The following is a 17,832-nucleotide window of genomic DNA, read 5'->3' on the forward strand; positions in this document are numbered from 1 at the left end:
TAAAAAAAGCCGCTTATGCGGCTTTTTTACTTTAAAATACTCAGAGTTTTTATATTAAAGTGCGGACACATGTATACATCAGCAATTTATCAACAATTAAAAAAATCACTAAGTAGCTATATTGAGCAAGGTAAGACTGTTTTTACAGTTGCGTTATCTGGTGGCGTTGATTCTGTGGTGTTACTGCATTTAATGCGTGCGTTAAAAGAAGATAACCCTGTAATTGATGTATCGGCTATTTATGTTCACCATGGTTTAAGCCAGTATGCTGATGACTGGCAACGCTTTTGCAAAAACGTATGTGTTGAGCTCAATGTGCCTTTTGAAGCTGCGAAAGTGGTAATTGAGCAGCAGTCGCGCACGAGCCTTGAAGCCCAAGCGCGCGACGCCCGTTATAAAGCACTTGATGAACTAAGCCCACAAGGCAGCATTATTTTACTGGGCCAACATTTAAACGACCAAGTAGAAACGTTTTTACTGCGCTTAAAGCGTGGTTCGGGTTTAAAAGGGCTTGGCGCTATGCACCAAGCGCGTTTTCTACAAAGTGGGCGTGTGTGTTTCAGGCCGTTATTGAATGTAAAGCGAAGTGATATAGAAGCCTTTGCGGCGCAGTTTAATATTAAGCATATCACTGATGACTCTAATACAGATGAGCGCTTTGATCGAAACTTTTTACGTTCCAAAGTTATTCCATTATTAGCCGAACGCTTTAATGGGTTTGAGCAATGTACAGCGCGAAGTATTGAGCTACTGCAGCAACAACAAACATTACTTGATGAATATACTCAGCTTGATTTAAATAAGTGTATTAACCAGCATCAAGCATTGTGTATTAATAAAATAAGCGAATACAGCACTGCGCGCATTGCAAATATAGTGCGTGCGTGGCTTGCATTATTTACACAAATTATGCCATCGCAAAAACAACTTGAGCAAATTATTAATCAAGCTATATGCGCTAAGAGCGATTCGCAAATGCTTATTGATTTGGCTGGTGGGCAAGTACGTCGCCATCAAGGCTATTTGTATTTTGTGAATCCATATCAAATCTTACAAGATCAAATGCTTGTAAGTGATGAGCTTAAATTTAATGATGACCGTTTGCTAATAAAAAAAATGGCAAGGGTATTCGACCGCCGTTTAAGCATGAACAAGTTACTGTGCGTTTTAACTGTAACAATGCGCGGATCAAACCGGAAAAAAAACCAGGTGGTAATACATTAAAACATTGGTTTAAAGATGCAAAAGTAGCCCCTTGGTTACGTGCTAATGTGCCATTAATTTTTTATAATGACGAATTGGTTCAAGTGGTTGGCTACTTTATGAGTGCCAATCATCTTGACGAAACAGGTATTTTTTGGGAGTGTAAATAATGACAGAACAACCACATGTTGGCTTATCGCTAGTAAACAAAGCGCCACTGGGGATGTTAGTTACAGCTATCGTCGCGGTATTAGCTAATGCCTTGTTTTCACTTAACCTAATTACTTTGGGTCACGCTATTGCTGGTGGAATATTATGTGGTGCATTATTACTGGCTTATTGGTTAGGTAAAGGTGGGCTGTTTTTTGTTTTAGGAGTCAGTACGCCGTTAATTTTAGTTTTATTCACGCCAATTGCAAAAAGTGCTGCATTACTTAACTTAGTGAGTGGTTTCTTTTTTGGTTTTTGCTTAGTGCTTGTTATATATAGATTTTTACCAATAAAGTCAGAGCGTTAAGTCATGCTTTTTAGTGTGTTGTCCTGAGTTTTAAACAGGACAATACAGCAAAATAAAAAAGCCTAACGGGGGAAGTTAGACTCTTTTATTTTAAATGTATTTTTAAATTTTAATATGCTTTAGCACAGTTTCTGCCCGAGGCCTTTGCTTTATACAGCCCTTTATCTGCGCGAGCAAATATCTCATTATCACAATCTTGACTGCTTGCTAAGGTAAAACCTATGCTGGTTGTTACGCCATATTGCGACATTAAACTTGATTCTCTAACAAGGCGCATGATCCGTTCAGCAACTACTTTGTTAGTTGTAAACTCAGGGTCTTCGATTAAAATTGAGAACTCATCGCCGCCAAACCTAAATACTGAGTCTGTACCACGAATACTGCTACATAAAACTTTAGCGAATTCTTTCAATGTATCGTCGCCCACTTTGTGACCAAAGTTATCGTTAACTTGTTTAAAGTTATCTAAGTCGAGCAGCATTAAGCTAAAAGGACGTTGGTAGCGGCGACAATTTTCGAGTTTTTGCGACAAAATATCATTAAATTGACTGCGGTTGTTTAATCCCGTTAAGGTATCTTTTGTCGCAAGTTTTAATACTCGGCTATACATCATCGCATTTCGAAGTGGGTAAATTAACGCGGTATGTAAAACGCGTAACTTTTTTTCAATTACAGCACTAAGAGGGTATTTACTAAAGTAAATTAGTTGTCCTAAGTGTTCTGCTGCTATTGTTAAGTCAAAAATATAGGGTGTATTGTTTGTATCACTATCTGATGTTTGCGCTGTGCCAAGCGTCGATTGAAACTGTATACCCGAAAAGTTTAGCAATTGTTTTGCGAACTTAGCATACATAGCTAAAACATCTTCAATAACTAAACTAGTTTGTAGTTCAGTAACAAGTTCGTGTGTTTCAGTTGGTTCATCTACACGTGTGTGTTCTGCCGAGAACGGCAAAAAATCACCGCGACCTGATACACGTTGTGTCAAAATATGGACGTTTTCCATTAAATTCTCCCCCGAGGGTGTTGCTTTACAATTACTAAGCTATTTCTATGCCATATTTTAAAACTGGCCGAAAAACAGATGGTTGCTATATTTAATGTAAGTCCCTTGGTTTAATTTAAGCGTGAGGTTCAGTTTGCAGAGTATTAATGTTCAATTTTTTGGCTTATTAGTTGTTGCAGTACTTTTTGTATGGTTTTTTAAGCGCATTGGATTGCCGCCTATTTTGGCGTATCTAGCAACAGGGGTTTTAGCTGGCAGCCATGGTATTGGTTGGATGGCACACACGCACGAAATCGACTTTGTGGCAGAGCTTGGTATTGTATTTTTGTTATTTAGCTTAGGGTTAGAGTTCTCTATTTCACGTTTAATGGCAATGCGCAATATTGTGTTTGGCCTTGGGTCACTACAAGTAGTTGTGACCAGCCTGATACTTATTGTTGTTTTATATTGCTTAAATTTCAGCTTATTAACTAGCTTTGCTATTAGTATCATTATGGCGCTTTCATCCACTGCCGTGGTGGTTAAGTTATTAAAAGAAACCGGTGAGCTAAACCAGCGTCGTGGACAACTAGCCGTTGGTGTATTGTTATTTCAAGATATAGCGGTTGTTCCCTTGCTTATTATCCTTCCTTTATTAGCATCTAGCGATTCACAAAGCATTAGTTGGGCGCTTGCTTTTGCATTAACTAAAGGCGCATTTGTTTGCTTATTGTTATGGGCTATAGGCAAATGGATACTGCCTAAAGTATTTAACGAAATAGCGCTAGTACGCACCGATGAGTTATTTGTGCTTACAACATTACTGGTTGCGTTATTTGCCGCGTTGCTAACATATATGTTTGGTCTATCAATGGCTCTTGGCGCTTTTTTAGCCGGTATGATGTTGGGCGAGAGTCATTACAGACACCAACTAGAGGCTGATATAAGGCCCTTTCGCGATATTTTAATGGGCCTATTTTTTGTAACTGTCGGCATGCAGCTTGATTTATTATATGTGTTTAGTAATGGCTTATTTATAATTGGTGCGTTACTTGGCTTATTAATTTTAAAAATAACCGTTGTTGCAATAAGCGCGCAGCTTATGGGGGAGCGAAGACAAGATGCATTGGCTTGTGCAATTATGCTTTGGCAAATGGGAGAGTTTGGTTTTGTACTTATTGCCTTAAGTGGACAACAGCAATTATTAACGAGTGATCAAACCTCATTTTTAATTGCATTGGGTGTACTTTCAATGGCCTTTACACCATTTTTAATTGATAAAACACCGCTTATTTTAAAACGTTTAGGCGTATTAAAACGCGCAAGTATGGGGTGGGAAAATGAACCTAAAAGTAGCGCGCTTTATAGTAATCATGTTGTTATTTGTGGCTTTTCAAGAGTTGGGCAAACCATTGCGCGGTTTTTAAAGCCTGAGGCAATAGAATATGTCGCTATTGAGAGTAACCCAATACTCGTTCAAGAAGGTAAAGCCGCTGGAGAACCCGTAATATTTGGACACGTTAAACAAAAAGACATTTTAAAATGTGCAGGGGTAGAGCGTGCACGCTTAGTCATTATTACCTTTACTGAATTTGAGCAAACACAAATAGTAATAGACGCTATAAAGCAAATAGCGCCCGAAGTTAAAATACTTATACGCACGCGAGATGACAGTCAGCTCGAAAAGTTAAAAGAATTGGGGGTAACCGAAGTTGTGCCCGAAACTTTAGAAGCAAGTTTAATGTTAGTGTCGCATGTTTTATCTATGTCGGGTGTACCCATGAGCCGAATTGTTAGGCGTGTAAGTAAAGAGCGCCGTAATCGCTATAAATTTTTGCAAAGCTTTTTTTCCGGTGAGCACATTGATAGCGATGAAAATAATAGCGATAGATTAGAATACCTGCATGTTATAGCTTTGCCCGATAAAGCGTTTGCTGTAAATAAAAGTATTAGTGAGCTTAATTTAACAAAACGAAGAGTGTTTATAAAAGCGTTACGCAGGCAAGATCGCGAAATAGACGCTCCATCGGATCAAACCTTATTACTGGCTAACGATATATTAGTACTGCAAGGAAAACCAAGGCGCGTTGAGCGGGTAGAGCACTACCTGCTCGACGGAATAGAATAACGTTTCTGTTTGGGCTTAATCTAGTTCTAAAAACTTGCGTATCTCCGGTAATTTTTTCATACCGTCTTCATAGCCAATTTGCATTAAATGCTGGGTGTAGCGTTTTTCAAACAATAGATAACTGGTTAAGCTCGATTGCGAATGCTTTTTTACACCTATGGTACGTAGCAATACTTTAATAGCCCATGGCATATCGTTGTAATACTGCGCTGCAATGGCATTAAAATTTTGCGAAGGGTTAATTACAAACGTATCAATTTGTTTAAGCTCTTGATGTTTATCGCGTGCAGGTAATAGCCCTAAGGTTCGGTTAATACGGTCCAAACGTTCTAAATCCGATTGCATAGTGTCGGTAAATACACTGTCGAGTAAATGCCCTGCAACAGCAGAAAGCCCTGGGTAATGCGCAGAATAACCCGGTGGGTGTAATTCTTTGGGTTGGTCGACCCCAATAATAAATATTTTTTCAGCGCCTAAATGAATCGACGGACTAAGCGGAGAAAGCTGATGTATAGAGCCATCACCAAAGTAATGGTTATAAATATTTACGCTAGGAAATACCATCGGAATGGCACTCGACGCCATTAAATGCTCAACATTAATGCGCGTAGCACGACCCTCGCGTTTAGCACGCTGCCAAGATGTTTGCGTATTAGATTGAAAAAATGCAACCGAGTCACCCGTTGTATAACTTGAGGCCGTAATAGACAGCGCATCTAAATAATTACGATGTAAATTGCGTTCAATGCGGTGTAAATCTAAAATTTCGTTTAATAAACTACGAAGAGGGCGATTATTTAGCAAGCTCGCAGGCGGGTGATTAATATGCTCTGACTGAAAGCTCGTTAAAATATTACGCGCAATATGACCAAACACACTTAAAAAGTCGCTTTTATACACCATAGAGGTTGAAAAGTTTTTCCAAACAGATTCGAGCTTTCGTACAGCCAAATGCGCACACGAGGCGTAACATGCTAACGCTGCAGAATTAATTGCCCCAGCTGAGGTGCCATTTATTACCCTAAATGGTAATGGAGCTGTACGCGGCATGCTATGAGCGAGTGCTTTTAGTACGCCCACTTGGTAAGCAGCACGTGCGCCACCACCTGTAAGTAACAAGGCTATTTTAGGTTTTTTGGGATCAACTTGCTTGATTTTCATATTGGTGGTTAAACTGTTCTACGTCTTTGCTTTATTTATTCACTGTAAGTCTTTAAGCTAGAAGAATCAAAGGATAACTGCCCTTATACTCATTACCTTATTTAACTTTGCAATTTAGCGCTTAACCTTTGAGCTATTATTGCCGTGTTATTAAATGTCATAGTATGTGTGTCAGAATGAATTTAATCCACTTAGCGTATTCTAAGTGATATCGCATTTTAATTTTTTATGGAGTTCGTATGTCAGATAAACCAGAAGTGTCAGATGTTCAAAAACGTCCACCTAATAACAATCTTCTTTTTGCCGTTATTATTTTAATAGTCGTAGCATGCGCGGCTGCTTTCGTATTACTTAAACCAAGTGATGAAAAAGTAACACGCACAGAGGTAGAACCGCCAGCTAAAGAGCAGCCAATAATGGAGCTTAAACCAGAAATTGCTCCTATTATTGATACTCCTTCTGCAGTAAAACCAGAGGAACCTGAAGAACTTGAAGTGCCAACACAACGCCCTGTTGAGCCGGCCCCAAAAGTAGAACCATTAGTGACGCTTGACGAAAGTGACGCGGTGGTTGTTGCTAAAATGGATGAGTACTTAAGTGATTCTGTGATGAGCTTAATGGTAACCGACGATGTGATTCGCCGTGGTGTTGTATTTATAGATAACATTGCCCAAGGCAAAATAGCCAAAAAGCATACACCTGTTATTAAGCCAGAAGAGAGTTTTAGCGTAACAGAAGGAGATATTTTAACGATTGATCCTAATAGCTATGAGCGTTATACACCGTATGTAAAAGTATTCACCAGTATGAGTGCAGCTCAAGCAGTGCGTATGTACGAAGAATATAAACCGCTTATTAATAGTGCATATACTGAAATAGGTTATGGCGATGATGAGTTTAATCAAACCCTAACCGATGCAATTGATTTGTTACTTGATACGCCAGAACCTGAGGGCGACTTACCATTACTTCGTAATTCAGTAACATATCAATACGCATTTTCAGAGTGGGAGCAATTACCAGCCGCACAAAAACAACTTTTACGCATGGGCCCTGAGAACATGAAAAAAGTAAAAGCAGCATTACGTAATATTAAAACTCAGTTAGAGAGCAATTAATACGCATTAAAACAGCTAAATGCATCGCGATTGTATATGAAGTATGCAATCGCACTTTCTTTTTAGATTACCCCTTGAATAACAGAGCAAAAGTAGAGATAATCCCCCCGCGCCAACCAAGGCCCTCAATGGTAGTCTTATTGGTCCTCTCGCAACACTAGCAGGCGAACCTGGTCAGGCCCGGAAGGGAGCAGCCACAGTTTGTGACGTGTGTGCCGAGATGTGGCTGGTAAGACTGCCACCCAAATTCCTCATTTGGGTGTTGTTTGAAGTATAAGTTGACATATTTGTACTGAAAGATGGCATAAATTGGAAGTATAAGGTGGCATAGTCTAGTATTTAACCAAATGGTTAGATGGTTGACTCACATGTACAGAAGAAAACTCAAACACTCCCGTGTTAAAAACCTCCATAAATTTGCTAGTCAAAAAAATAAATCTACCTGTTTAGTCGAATCGTCTTTAGAGTTTGATGCCTGTTTCCATTTTGAATTTTCACCATCAATAGCCGCATTTGAAGCACAGCCACTAGGTTACGAATATGAGTTTGATAACCGTATTTGCCGTTACACACCTGACTTTTTACTTACCCACACAGACGGCACGCAAAAATTTATCGAAGTAAAACCGCAAAGCAAAATTGCTGACGAAGACTTTCGTGCACGTTTTATTGAAAAGCAAGCCATAGCTAAGCAAGGTGGGCGCGATTTAATACTGGTTACAGACAAACAAATCCGTGTATATCCAACACTCAATAACTTAAAGCTTTTGCATCGCTACTCTGGTTTTCAGTCTTTAACAGAATTGCAAGCATCGGTGTTAGAACTTGTTCAGCAATACGAGTCTATTAAAGTAGGCCAGTTAGTTAGCTATTTAAAAGTAACTGCCGGTGAGCTACTTGCTACGGTGCTACGCTTATTATCATTAGGGCAGTTATTTGCCGACTTAACTACAAATGAAATATCAATAGAAACAGCAATTTGGTCTAATAATGTTTAATGACGGGTTGTTTGATGATGAATTTAACCAGCCATTACCAAAAGTAGAGACCAAACTACCTCAAAATTACGCCAAAGACTTACAAGCCCTTCCTGAAAAAATAAAAACAACAACATTTGCTAAGCTTAAATATATTCAATGGCTTGAGGCTAATATTCAAGGCGGTTGGACACAAAAAAACCTTGAGCCTTTATTAAAAGTAATGCCTGAAGTTGAGGGAGAAAAAAAGCCTAGCTGGAGAACAGCAGCACGATGGTATAGCGCTTATACAAATGCGGATAAAAATATCATTGCGCTAATACCAAGCCACCAAAAAAAGGTAATAGAGCGCGCGATACAGCAACGGATAAGTTTTTTGAAAAAGCACTTGAGCGTTACTTAGTAAAAGAAAAGCCATCAGTGGCTTCGGCTTACAAGTTCTATAAAGACTTAGTTATTATTGAAAACGACAGTGTTGTTGGCAGTGATTTAAAGCCTTTAACATACAAAGCGTTTAAAAACAGAATAGATAACTTACCGCAATACGAAGTATTGATTGCTCGTTATGGTAAGCGCCTTGCTGATATTGCTTTTAATAAAGTAGAAGGGCATACACGGCCTACCCGAGTACTCGAAAAAGTTGAAATTGACCATACACCGCTTGATCTTATTTTATTGGATGATGAGCTGCATATTCCACTTGGACGGCCAGCACTCACCATGTTAGTCGATGTGTATAGCCATTGTATTGTTGGCTATTACTTTAGCTTCAGTGAGCCTAGCTACGATGCAGTAAGGCGAGCAATGCTAAATGCGATGAAACCTAAAAGTGAAGTAGCAAAACTATACCCTGATACGATTAATGAGTGGAAGTGTGCTGGCAAAATTGAAACTCTCGTTGTTGATAATGGCGCTGAATTTTGGAGTAACAGCCTTGAACTTGCTTGTGAAGAAATAGGCATTAATACTCAATATAACCCTGTTGCAAAGCCGTGGTTAAAACCGTTTGTAGAACGCATGTTTGGCACAATTAACACTGAATTATTAGATCCTGTTCCTGGTAAAACCTTTTCTAACATTTTACAAAAGCATGAATATAACCCCAAAAAAGATGCAATCATGCGCTTTACGACCTTTATGCAGTTATTTCATAAATGGGTAGTAGACGTTTACCATCAAGATGCTGACAGCCGATTTAAGTACATACCAAGCCAATTATGGGATCAAGGCTTTAATACGTTACCACCAACAGTGCTGAGTAATGATGATCTTCAACAGCTAGATGTTGTGCTCAGTATTTCAAATCATCGGGTGCTTCGTAAAGGTGGAATACGGCTAGAAAACTTAAGCTACGACAGTACTGAACTGGCCAATTATAGAAAGCAATTTAGCCATAAAGTATCTCAAGAAGTTTTAATTAAATTAAACCCCGATGATATTTCTTATATATACGTTTACCTCGATAAGCTAGAGCATTACATAAAAGTGCCATGCATAGATCCAAACGGTTACACCCAAAATTTAAGTTTAAATCAGCATAAAATAAATATACGTATTCATCGCGATTTTATTTCGAGCTCTATCGATAATGTAGGCTTAGCAAAAGCGCGTATGTTTATTCATAATAAAATTCAAAACGAGTTTGAAGAGTTAAAAAATGCGCCAAAACACTCAAAAGTAAAAGGCGGTAAAGCGTTAGCTAAGCATCAAAATGTTAGTAGCGACTCGCAGAAATCAATAGCTCAGAGCGAGCCAGTAGAACACAAAAAGGTTACACCTAAAGAGCAACCAACAGATAGCTGGGATGACTTTATTTCAGACTTAGATGGATTTTAATTATGCTGACCGACAAACAAAAAGAAAAGCTTAATGAATTTCGCGATGTATTTATTGAATACCCAATAATAAGCACGGTATTTAACGACTTTGACAGATTAAGACTTGGTAAAGGGCTAACAGGTGAAAAGCCTTGCATGCTGTTAAATGGCGATACAGGCACAGGTAAAACAGCACTAATAAAACAGTATAAAGAACGTCACTTACCGCAATTTATTAATGGAGTGATGAATCACCCCGTATTAGTAAGCCGCATACCTAGCAATCCGACACTAGAATCTACTTTAGCCGAGCTTCTTAAAGACTTAGGGCAAGTAGGCAGCACAGAGCGTAAGCTACGAATAAACGGCACTCGCTTAACCACATCATTAATAAAATGCCTAAAAACGTGTGGCACAGAGCTTATAATTATTGATGAGTTTCAAGAGCTAATTGAGCACAACCAAGGTAAAAAACGCCGCGAGATTGCCAACCGATTAAAATATATTAACGACGAAGCGGGCGTATCGATAGTATTAGTTGGTATGCCGTGGACAGAAAAAATAGCAGACGAGCCTCAATGGTCATCGCGTTTATTAGTAAGGCGGCAGCTGCCTTATTTTAAATTATCAGAAAACCCAAAGCATTTTGTACAACTAATAATTGGCCTAGCTAACCGAATGCCATTTACTGAAAAGCCAAACCTAAGTGAACAAGCTACAGTGTTTGCTTTGTTCTCTTTATCAAAAGGTTGCTTTAGAACATTAAAATACTTTTTAGATGATGCCGTACTTTACGCATTAATAGAGAACGCGAAAACTCTAACAACCAAGCATCTAGTCAAAGCGTTTGAAGTACTCTTCCCTGATGTACCAAACCTATTTACGTTGCCTGTTGCAGAAATAACAGCAAGTGAAGTTGAGCGCTATTCACTATACAAATCTGAAAGCGCCCAAGATGAAGATCCATTTATAGCGACCAAGTTTACTGACCGAATGCCTATTAGTCAGTTGTTGAGAAAGTGAGTTGTCAGATGTAAAAGTATGAATGTTTGACTTTAGCTTGCTTAAATAAGATAACATTAAAAATTAATAGCTTTTAATTCATATGTTAGCTTACATTTAGCATATAAAAAGCTGCAAGGGGTCTATGGAAAGTCCACAGCCCTCTTCAGCGGATATTGTTGAACGAGCTGCATATAGGTTCCAATACTTAAGTTTCCTATTGGAATGCCAATTTGCTCAAGTACAGTTCTGTGAGCAGTTGCTTCGCTTAGGCTGTATGAGTAACACTGCCAGTGAGCATCAGGAAACTGATCCACCATACGCGAAAAATAAGGAAGATCTATTTTATTGAGTGAATGGCCAATTACGGTAATCACTGATATATCCTTAACACTACTTTCTAATAAAGGATTAAGTTTATCTCTTATGATATCAGCTACGGGTTTTCGAAGAACTTCTAATACTCTCCGTCCATTATTAATAGCTACTGTATAATAAGAATCTTCTTCAGCAATAGCTTGGGTTACCGCTTTTGTGTGACCAAAAATTAAAGGTTTCGCTTGTCCTACATTGCCGTGGATATGATAAACGTGCTCCACAGGGATTTTGTATAACTGTTGTAGTGTAGAGGTATAGTTGAAGTTAATGAATTTAGCTGTATCTGGGAAAGTCATTTGCTGAACTGAACTTTCTAAATTTATGCTATTGATCCATGTAGTAAAACTTCTGGTTATACTTTGGATAGTATTATTACTGAAATCCTCTACAGCGTCTTCAAGTCCATACATTTGCTGTGTTGGAAAGTCATCGCCAGAGAAATCCATAAAGTCGTTTTCATCTATCAAAATAGATTCATCAAATTTACCTAACACATTTTCAAAGTCACTCCAAAGTTCTTCTTCTTGCAAGCTATTTGGGAAGTAGTGCTCAATTTGATTGAGATATTCACGGTATTGCTGGTAAAAATCTTTGTAATTTGTAGGCAAGTTATGCCACAAGTCAAAGCCGTTACCTATAATAAATAGATGATTTGAGTTCAAGAAAGTGTCCTTATTTTTATCTATGATAATCTTATGGGAATGAAAAAATTCAAGGTTTTTTATGTTCAGAATTAAATGCTTTTAAAGAAATGATGCGTCAATAAATGAGTAAGTCAAACTTTTTAACATAAAAGGGTGTTGGAATGAGCTTGTTGAGTACCCAGCTGTTTTCGAATATTTCTTTCCGCAACTCACTTATAGCTTTCAAAATACTCGAGTGATTCTCTTTTTACTTGCTTTGCTTTTAATTGAGCTTGTTGTAGCTTATGAGAGCTAGGCTCAGGAAATGATAGCCACTTATAAGGGTAGCTTCCTTTTCTAAACAACCTGCAAAGTACTGCAGAGTTAGGCTCTGGCTTAAAATTATGTAATACACTGTCATTAAACGGGAAGAGTATGTATAGCTTATTACCTTCTTTTCCTTTTTTGCTCAGCATTTGACACGTCGCCAATATATACTCATTAGTATCTATCATTACATTGAAGTGGTTGAAGCTCCAAGATTCAGCATTGAGCACTTTCGCTTGTAATTTGTACTCTCTGGCCCCGATAAATGTGGTAAATGGCAACTCTTTTGCGGGTAAATCAATAGTGTTATTTCTAGTTAAGTTATTGATTGCTTGGTTACTTTCTTCCTACGTTCAACTTCTCGCTCTAATGCTTGTTGGGCAGCGTTCTGTTTAGCTTCTACCTCTTTTTCTATCTCATTTTTGAGTGCATCATCACACCAGCTATAAATCCAATTTGAGTAAGGCTCTATATTACGAAGTGCATCAATGACAGTTTCGATGGGCTGCTCAATGAATTGAGATAGGTCGACTTCTAATGTTGGTACTTTATTGTTTTTTAAAAAACTTACTTTCTCATCGCTACATTCAGCAGTGACTTTAACTTCAATGAATATTCTTCCCAGCGATGTTTCCAGTCCAACATCCATTTTGTATTTATCTAACGGCGACTCTACCGAACCTTGTAGTATTTTGACGAGTTTTGGAGATCGTACTTTGGTTTACCCATGTATTGTGTTTACATTTAACGGAAGGAAGTAATATTTGTTCTTGAGCGGCTAGATATTCTTGTACGAACCTGTGTAGAGCTGTCATTAAGCAGGATCTTTTCTCAGGCTTTGAGGTATGAGCAAATGAATGAGCATTCTTAGTGCCGCGATTGCGTGCAATTAAAGAGTCATTACATGCGATACAAAAACAATTACATGCTTTACCATTTTTGACATTATTATTGAAACAATCTTACCAGAAGCATCGCTAGCAAAAACAAGCATAAAATCCCTTTTAACTCATAAATGTATAGTTTAAAACATTACTAATTAAGTGTATATTTAAAAACTAAAATATCCTTAGTACACTTATGGGTTAGATACTAAGAGAATCTTAGCAAGATATGTTTTATAGCTAAGGTTCACATGGAAACTCCAACACCTTCACGCCTAAAATCTGCAAGAAAAGCAGCTGGCCTTACTCAGCAACAGCTAGGTATGGCATTAGGCATGGAGCCAAACACGGCTAGTGCTCGCATGAACCAATACGAAAAAGGCAAACATGCCCCTGATTTTTTAACCATGAAACGCATTGCTAAAGAGCTTGATGTACCAGTTGCTTACTTTTATTGTGAAGAAGATGATTTGGCTGAACTAATTTGCGCATGGGGTAAAGCAGACCAGAATGATAAGGCGAAACTACTTGATAGTATTAAAACTTCCAAAATATCTTTAGGCTTAATTAAAGAGTAAATACCTACTTTAATTTGTGAATATATAGAGAATCTATGACCTCAAATATTTATCTACAGCGAACTCTTGAAAATGATGAGCAAATTTATGCTGAAGATGAACTTTTGAGTGTCTCTAAGTGCATAGTTATTTTAGCAGAGCCAGGAGCGGGTAAGACAGAGTTTCTTAAAAGCTTAGCAAGTAAAGCTAATACTAACTCAGTCACTGCTAGCAAGTACTTGTATTCTAGTAAATTATTTAGAGATTTTCTTGTTATAGATGCTTTGGATGAACTATCCAAGATTGACAACTGTGGTATACACAAATTATTAGCTAGAGTCATAGAGTCAAAACCTGAAACTTTAATAATATCAAGTCGCTCAAGTGAATGGAGCAGTGACTCAACACAAGCGGTTATAGAGTATTTAGAGTGTGAGCCTTTGGTTTTAAGGCTGAGGGAGTTTAATGAATTAGAGCAAAGAAAGATTTTTGATCATCACTTGCCTGATGAAGATTTTGATAATTTCTATACAGAAATATCACGCTTTAATTTAGACGTTTTGCTTCCGAACCCTCAGTTTTTAAAAATGTTTGCAGATGCCTACATTGAAAGTAATCGAAAATTTAAAAGTAAAATTTCTATTTTTGAAAAAGCAGTTGAGCATTTAGCTAAAGAGCTTAACCCTTCGGCAAAAAGAAGAACTGGAATAGATTTCCCGTATAAGAAAAAAATAGAGCTCGCATCAGAAGTATTTTCTAAAACTCTTTTATCAGGTGCTGAAGGTGTAAGTGTTAGTGATTTATCAGAGGAATACTTATATCCCAATATCAATGCACTAATAGAAGAGGACTTTGATCTATCCAGTATTATAGATTCTCGCTTATTTAAACTTGCAGATGATATTGATCAGCATCGAGCTGTTCACAAGATTATTGCTGAATATTGTGCCGCTCAGTATTTAGTAAAGCGAGTACAGAGTAATCAAGATCCACTAACTTTAAGAGTTTGTAAAACAGTAATAGCTTCAAATAATATTGTTCGTGATGAATTGAGAGGAATGCTTGGTTGGATGGCTACTCTCGGCGGGTTAGCGCTACAACATGAAATTATAAGACTTGATCCTTATACTGTGCTAGCTAATGGAGACCCTTCACAACTTGATCGCTCATCTAAAAGGTTACTTTTATCACAGTTAACACAAATTGAAAAAAATGACCCGTATTTTAGAAGAGGTGATTTTTGGCGGCGATACAGTACAGTTGGTTTTTTTGATAAAAATATGGCTGAAGATATTAAGCCAATTTTAGAAAATAAAAGTGATGGGCATTTACGAGACTTAGTATTAACTATAATCAAAGAATCTCAGGTTATTGAGCACTTAACTCCCAATCTCATAAACATATTATTCGAACCTAATGAGAGATTAGATACTCGAAGGCTTGCTATGGAATGTTTGTTTTCGCTCATTGATGTTGATGATATTAAAATACTCGAAACATTAATATCCGAGTCTAGTAATACATCTCTAAACATTGCAGCTAAAGGAATTGAATTCTTAGGTGCTAATTCTATTGATTTAGGCATACTAAAACGCTTCTTTCGAGCATGTTCAAGTCTCTACCCTACTGAAAAAACCTCACTAGATGATAGACGGTTACAAGGCAATCGATATTTCATCAATAAATTGGTATGGACTTTAACTGCTGAAAATACTGAGCGATTATTAAATTTTTTAACCGATGAGTTAACTTGCAGTTGTGGTAAAGAGTACTATGAATGCTTTTGTAGAGACGGGATAAGCAAGCTTGTAGGTAAATTGCTCGATCATTACTTTGATATCACTAGCTTCCCTTATAACCCTGAACAGATATGGGGGTGGCTAAAAAACTTAAATTATCATAGGGAAGGAAGTGAAAACTTCTGTAAGTCTGTAAAAGCAATTAGAGAAAATAAAGACTTAAGACAAGGAATTTTTAAAACAGCTTTTTTTGGTATAACTGAACGTAAAAAAATCTACAATCTTAAACAAAGTAGGTTTGAAACAGATTGCGGTGCGCATTCTGGATTATGTTTTTCCGCTGATGATACTGAATACCTAATTAATTTAGCATTTGAAGAAAATAATTTAGCACTGTGGTCAACCTTTATAACGAGGCATTTTTACTTCCAGCACAACAAGCTTCAGTTGAATAGTCATATACGCAGCATTATGCGTAAACAAGCTAATCAAAAGCTAGAATTTATGCGTGAGTGGGCAAAAGCAAATAATACAGATTACTCAATTGGATTACAGGTACGAAAACGAAATTCGAAGTTTAATAGACTAGGTAGAAAGAACAAAAAATGTGAGAGCCAAAATCGTGCAGACAATATTAGCTTTATTCAGAGAAACCGCGCTTTAATCGAATCTGGAGGGCATTTCGGGTGGTTAGTTAATTTTTCAGAGTGTTTGTTATCTGAACCTGAAAATATACAAAAAGAGTTTGGTGATGAAAAACTGATGAGAACTTCATTAAAAAACTGCACTAGCCTGATTGCTCCTGATGTACCTAACTTGAAGAAACTTGCGGAGTTGAGGAGTCTATCGCAGTGGTTACATATTGAAACGGTTTTATATGCTTTGTGCTTAGAAACAATACGTATGCAGGGGGAACTGGGCAATATTAGTAAGCAAATACTTACTGCTGTGAAAACTAGATGTAATATTTATTATGACGCAGTAACTGAAGATGAACGTGGTCTTCTTAAGTGTGAAATTGATCGTTTGTTATTTCCTGATGTAACTTCCAAAGAGAATTACTTAAAAGAGTATGTTGAGCCTCAATTAGACAGGTTTAAATGCGAACACCCTGAAGTAGAAGTACTAAGAGACGATGAAATATTTAGTGATTTAAAAGTCAATTTACCCTTAGAGTGGTTAAACAAGTATTCTGGCCTGAGCTATTATGCGCTCGATATTTTATTTGATTTAACCGTTCATTATTGTGATAAAGAACAGCTTAAACATTTGATCTTAATTCGTTGCGATGAATGGCTGGGTCGAATCGAACCACCCCATATAGATAAGCCTGAAGAGAAAATCATACAATTCTGGTTTTTAAGAGCTTTTTATTTTTTGGATTTATGCGATTCCCAAAAGTTTTTTTATTTCCTTACCCAGAAGAAAAGCTCAATATTTTTATTCGAGGGAATATCAAGTAGTTTAAACTCCGGAAGCCGCGATACTTTTCCAAGTTTATCTAGCGATAAAATATATTTATTATTAGATCGCTTTATTGAAGATTGGCCACAAGTTAACTTGCCTTCCTTTTATGGCACCTCTAGCCCTGACGGAGAAAGAGCATATCGATTTCTGGTTGATATATCTAGGCAAATTGAATTGGACGCTTCTGAGAGAACAATTCATATTATTGAACAGTTAATTAAGGACTCTCGCTTTCAGGTTATGCGCCAAAACCTTAAAAGTATGAGAGCAAATCAAATTCGTGCTTTAGCTTTGAGAAACTTTATTCCTCCGAATATTTCAAAGGTTATAGACCTTTTGGATAATTGTGATGTTGTTACAGTTGAAGGACTTAGAGATAGAGTTTTGTATGAGCTAGATAAATATCAAAAAGATATTAAGGGTGGGGAGTTTAACCCAGGAAATCGTTTTTATTCACAAGGAGGAGTTCGTCTTGACGAAGTTAGCTCAGTAGAAATTATTGCAGAGTATTTGAAGCCTCGCTTAGAAACAGACAGTATAGTTATCAATGCAGAGCATCAAACAAAAGATAAAAATAGAATTGATATTACTGCTTCCAAAGTAATGGATGGTATTAGAAGATTACTTGTAATTGAAGCTAAAGGGCAGTGGCATACAGAACTGTTTTCAGCAGCAGGAAACCAACTGGCTGAAAGGTACTCAATTCATCCTGACGCTGAAGGACAAGGTATTTATCTTGTTATTTGGTTTGGGGCTGAAGAAAAAGTAGCGAATAGAAAGCTGCATGGCTTGAAAAGCGCAGATGAACTTAAAGTAAAATTAGAAAATGACTTACCTAAAAATCTTGTAGGGCTGATTGATATATTTGTTTTAGATGTTTCAAAAGATTAATTTCTCTTTAAGCTTGACCTAAGTATTACTTTTAATCTAAACCTAAACTAAGATTTTC

The 17,832-nt window shown here is 37.3% G+C and carries 14 protein-coding genes, 1 other RNA gene and 1 pseudogene; 11 read left to right on the forward strand and 5 right to left on the reverse strand.

The genetic code is table 11. From position 1 onward, the window contains the following. Window positions 1–69: 69 nt before the first annotated feature. Window positions 70–1,373: pseudogene (gene tilS, locus P20495_RS17965) on the forward strand (tRNA lysidine(34) synthetase TilS). Continuing rightward, the gene (locus P20495_RS17960; protein WP_008133901.1) at window positions 1,373–1,720 is read left to right on the forward strand and encodes a hypothetical protein; all 348 of its coding nucleotides are present in this window, start codon (window positions 1,373–1,375) and stop codon (window positions 1,718–1,720) included. The pseudogene tilS and the gene P20495_RS17960 overlap by 1 nt, the downstream one beginning before the upstream one ends. A gap of 109 nt (window positions 1,721–1,829) precedes the next feature. Here the strand turns inward: P20495_RS17960 and P20495_RS17955 are convergent, their stop codons facing one another. Then, on the reverse strand, window positions 1,830–2,726 hold the full coding sequence (locus P20495_RS17955; RefSeq protein WP_008133903.1) for a GGDEF domain-containing protein: 897 nt from the start codon (window positions 2,724–2,726) through the stop codon (window positions 1,830–1,832). A gap of 133 nt (window positions 2,727–2,859) precedes the next feature. Between P20495_RS17955 and P20495_RS17950 the strand changes: the two genes are divergently transcribed. Beyond that, window positions 2,860–4,833, forward strand: a complete 1,974-nt coding sequence (locus tag P20495_RS17950) for a monovalent cation:proton antiporter-2 (CPA2) family protein (RefSeq protein ID WP_008133904.1) — start codon at window positions 2,860–2,862, stop codon at window positions 4,831–4,833. A gap of 15 nt (window positions 4,834–4,848) precedes the next feature. On the opposite strand, the gene P20495_RS17945 is transcribed toward P20495_RS17950, so the two are convergent. Next, window positions 4,849–5,994 (reverse strand): patatin-like phospholipase family protein, encoded by a 1,146-nt coding sequence (locus tag P20495_RS17945; protein ID WP_007376790.1) that lies wholly within the window; start codon window positions 5,992–5,994, stop codon window positions 4,849–4,851. A 239-nt stretch (window positions 5,995–6,233) separates the two neighbouring features. Here P20495_RS17945 and P20495_RS17940 point away from each other — a divergent pair, with 239 nt between their 5' ends. The 6 genes from P20495_RS17940 (at window position 6,234) to P20495_RS17930 (ending at window position 10,929) form a co-directional block, all read left to right on the forward strand. Further along, window positions 6,234–7,112 (forward strand): DUF3014 domain-containing protein, encoded by an 879-nt coding sequence (locus P20495_RS17940; protein WP_008133906.1) that lies wholly within the window; start codon window positions 6,234–6,236, stop codon window positions 7,110–7,112. A 138-nt stretch (window positions 7,113–7,250) separates the two neighbouring features. Beyond that, an RNA gene (gene ffs / locus P20495_RS21420) (signal recognition particle sRNA small type) lies at window positions 7,251–7,347 on the forward strand. A 133-nt stretch (window positions 7,348–7,480) separates the two neighbouring features. Further along, window positions 7,481–8,110 carry a TnsA endonuclease N-terminal domain-containing protein gene (locus P20495_RS17935; RefSeq protein ID WP_008133907.1) on the forward strand — a complete coding sequence of 210 codons (630 nt, stop codon included), beginning with the start codon at window positions 7,481–7,483 and terminating at the stop codon, window positions 8,108–8,110. Continuing rightward, a complete protein-coding gene (locus P20495_RS22360) occupies window positions 8,103–8,492 on the forward strand; it encodes a hypothetical protein (protein ID WP_008133908.1) in 390 nt (129 codons plus the stop codon). Before P20495_RS17935 ends, P20495_RS22360 begins: the two co-directional genes overlap by 8 nt. Before the next feature lie 17 nt (window positions 8,493–8,509). Beyond that, entirely contained in the window at window positions 8,510–9,925 is a 1,416-nt protein-coding gene (locus P20495_RS20040) for a Mu transposase C-terminal domain-containing protein (protein ID WP_008133909.1), read from the forward strand. 2 nt (window positions 9,926–9,927) lie between these two features. Beyond that, complete coding sequence (locus P20495_RS17930) at window positions 9,928–10,929, forward strand: TniB family NTP-binding protein (protein ID WP_008133910.1); 1,002 nt, start codon at window positions 9,928–9,930, stop codon at window positions 10,927–10,929. A gap of 122 nt (window positions 10,930–11,051) precedes the next feature. On the opposite strand, the gene P20495_RS17925 is transcribed toward P20495_RS17930, so the two are convergent. The 3 genes from P20495_RS17925 to P20495_RS17915 all read right to left on the reverse strand — a co-directional run bounded on the left by P20495_RS17925 (window position 11,052) and on the right by P20495_RS17915 (window position 12,885). Continuing rightward, window positions 11,052–11,948, reverse strand: a complete 897-nt coding sequence (locus P20495_RS17925) for a bacteriophage abortive infection AbiH family protein (protein WP_008133911.1) — start codon at window positions 11,946–11,948, stop codon at window positions 11,052–11,054. A gap of 191 nt (window positions 11,949–12,139) precedes the next feature. Next, window positions 12,140–12,385 (reverse strand): hypothetical protein, encoded by a 246-nt coding sequence (locus P20495_RS17920; protein ID WP_008133912.1) that lies wholly within the window; start codon window positions 12,383–12,385, stop codon window positions 12,140–12,142. A gap of 167 nt (window positions 12,386–12,552) precedes the next feature. After that, entirely contained in the window at window positions 12,553–12,885 is a 333-nt protein-coding gene (locus P20495_RS17915) for a hypothetical protein (protein ID WP_008133913.1), read from the reverse strand. 486 nt (window positions 12,886–13,371) lie between these two features. Between P20495_RS17915 and P20495_RS17910 the strand changes: the two genes are divergently transcribed. Together P20495_RS17910 and P20495_RS17905 are read left to right on the forward strand one after the other, a co-directional pair. After that, a complete protein-coding gene (locus tag P20495_RS17910) occupies window positions 13,372–13,698 on the forward strand; it encodes a helix-turn-helix domain-containing protein (RefSeq protein ID WP_008133914.1) in 327 nt (108 codons plus the stop codon). A gap of 35 nt (window positions 13,699–13,733) precedes the next feature. Beyond that, window positions 13,734–17,774: a hypothetical protein gene (locus P20495_RS17905; protein ID WP_008133915.1), complete on the forward strand. Its 4,041-nt coding sequence runs from the start codon at window positions 13,734–13,736 to the stop codon at window positions 17,772–17,774. Window positions 17,775–17,832: the final 58 nt, after the last annotated feature.

The organism is Pseudoalteromonas sp. BSi20495 (assembly GCF_000241185.1).
Classification (GTDB): domain Bacteria; phylum Pseudomonadota; class Gammaproteobacteria; order Enterobacterales; family Alteromonadaceae; genus Pseudoalteromonas; species Pseudoalteromonas fuliginea.

What these genes read in the sequence shown, in the direction of transcription:
- P20495_RS17960 (WP_008133901.1), top strand. Translation starts at nt 1,373, where the DNA reads ATGACAGAACAACCACATGTTGGCTTATCGCTAGTAAACAAAGCGCCA.
- P20495_RS17955 (WP_008133903.1), bottom strand. Translation starts at nt 2,726, where the DNA reads ATGGAAAACGTCCATATTTTGACACAACGTGTATCAGGTCGCGGTGAT.
- P20495_RS17945 (WP_007376790.1), bottom strand. Translation starts at nt 5,994, where the DNA reads ATGAAAATCAAGCAAGTTGATCCCAAAAAACCTAAAATAGCCTTGTTA.
- P20495_RS17940 (WP_008133906.1), top strand. Translation starts at nt 6,234, where the DNA reads ATGTCAGATAAACCAGAAGTGTCAGATGTTCAAAAACGTCCACCTAAT.
- P20495_RS17935 (WP_008133907.1), top strand. Translation starts at nt 7,481, where the DNA reads ATGTACAGAAGAAAACTCAAACACTCCCGTGTTAAAAACCTCCATAAA.
- P20495_RS22360 (WP_008133908.1), top strand. Translation starts at nt 8,103, where the DNA reads ATGTTTAATGACGGGTTGTTTGATGATGAATTTAACCAGCCATTACCA.
- P20495_RS17930 (WP_008133910.1), top strand. Translation starts at nt 9,928, where the DNA reads ATGCTGACCGACAAACAAAAAGAAAAGCTTAATGAATTTCGCGATGTA.
- P20495_RS17920 (WP_008133912.1), bottom strand. Translation starts at nt 12,385, where the DNA reads ATGCTGAGCAAAAAAGGAAAAGAAGGTAATAAGCTATACATACTCTTC.
- P20495_RS17915 (WP_008133913.1), bottom strand. Translation starts at nt 12,885, where the DNA reads ATGGATGTTGGACTGGAAACATCGCTGGGAAGAATATTCATTGAAGTT.
- P20495_RS17910 (WP_008133914.1), top strand. Translation starts at nt 13,372, where the DNA reads ATGGAAACTCCAACACCTTCACGCCTAAAATCTGCAAGAAAAGCAGCT.
- P20495_RS17905 (WP_008133915.1), top strand. Translation starts at nt 13,734, where the DNA reads ATGACCTCAAATATTTATCTACAGCGAACTCTTGAAAATGATGAGCAA.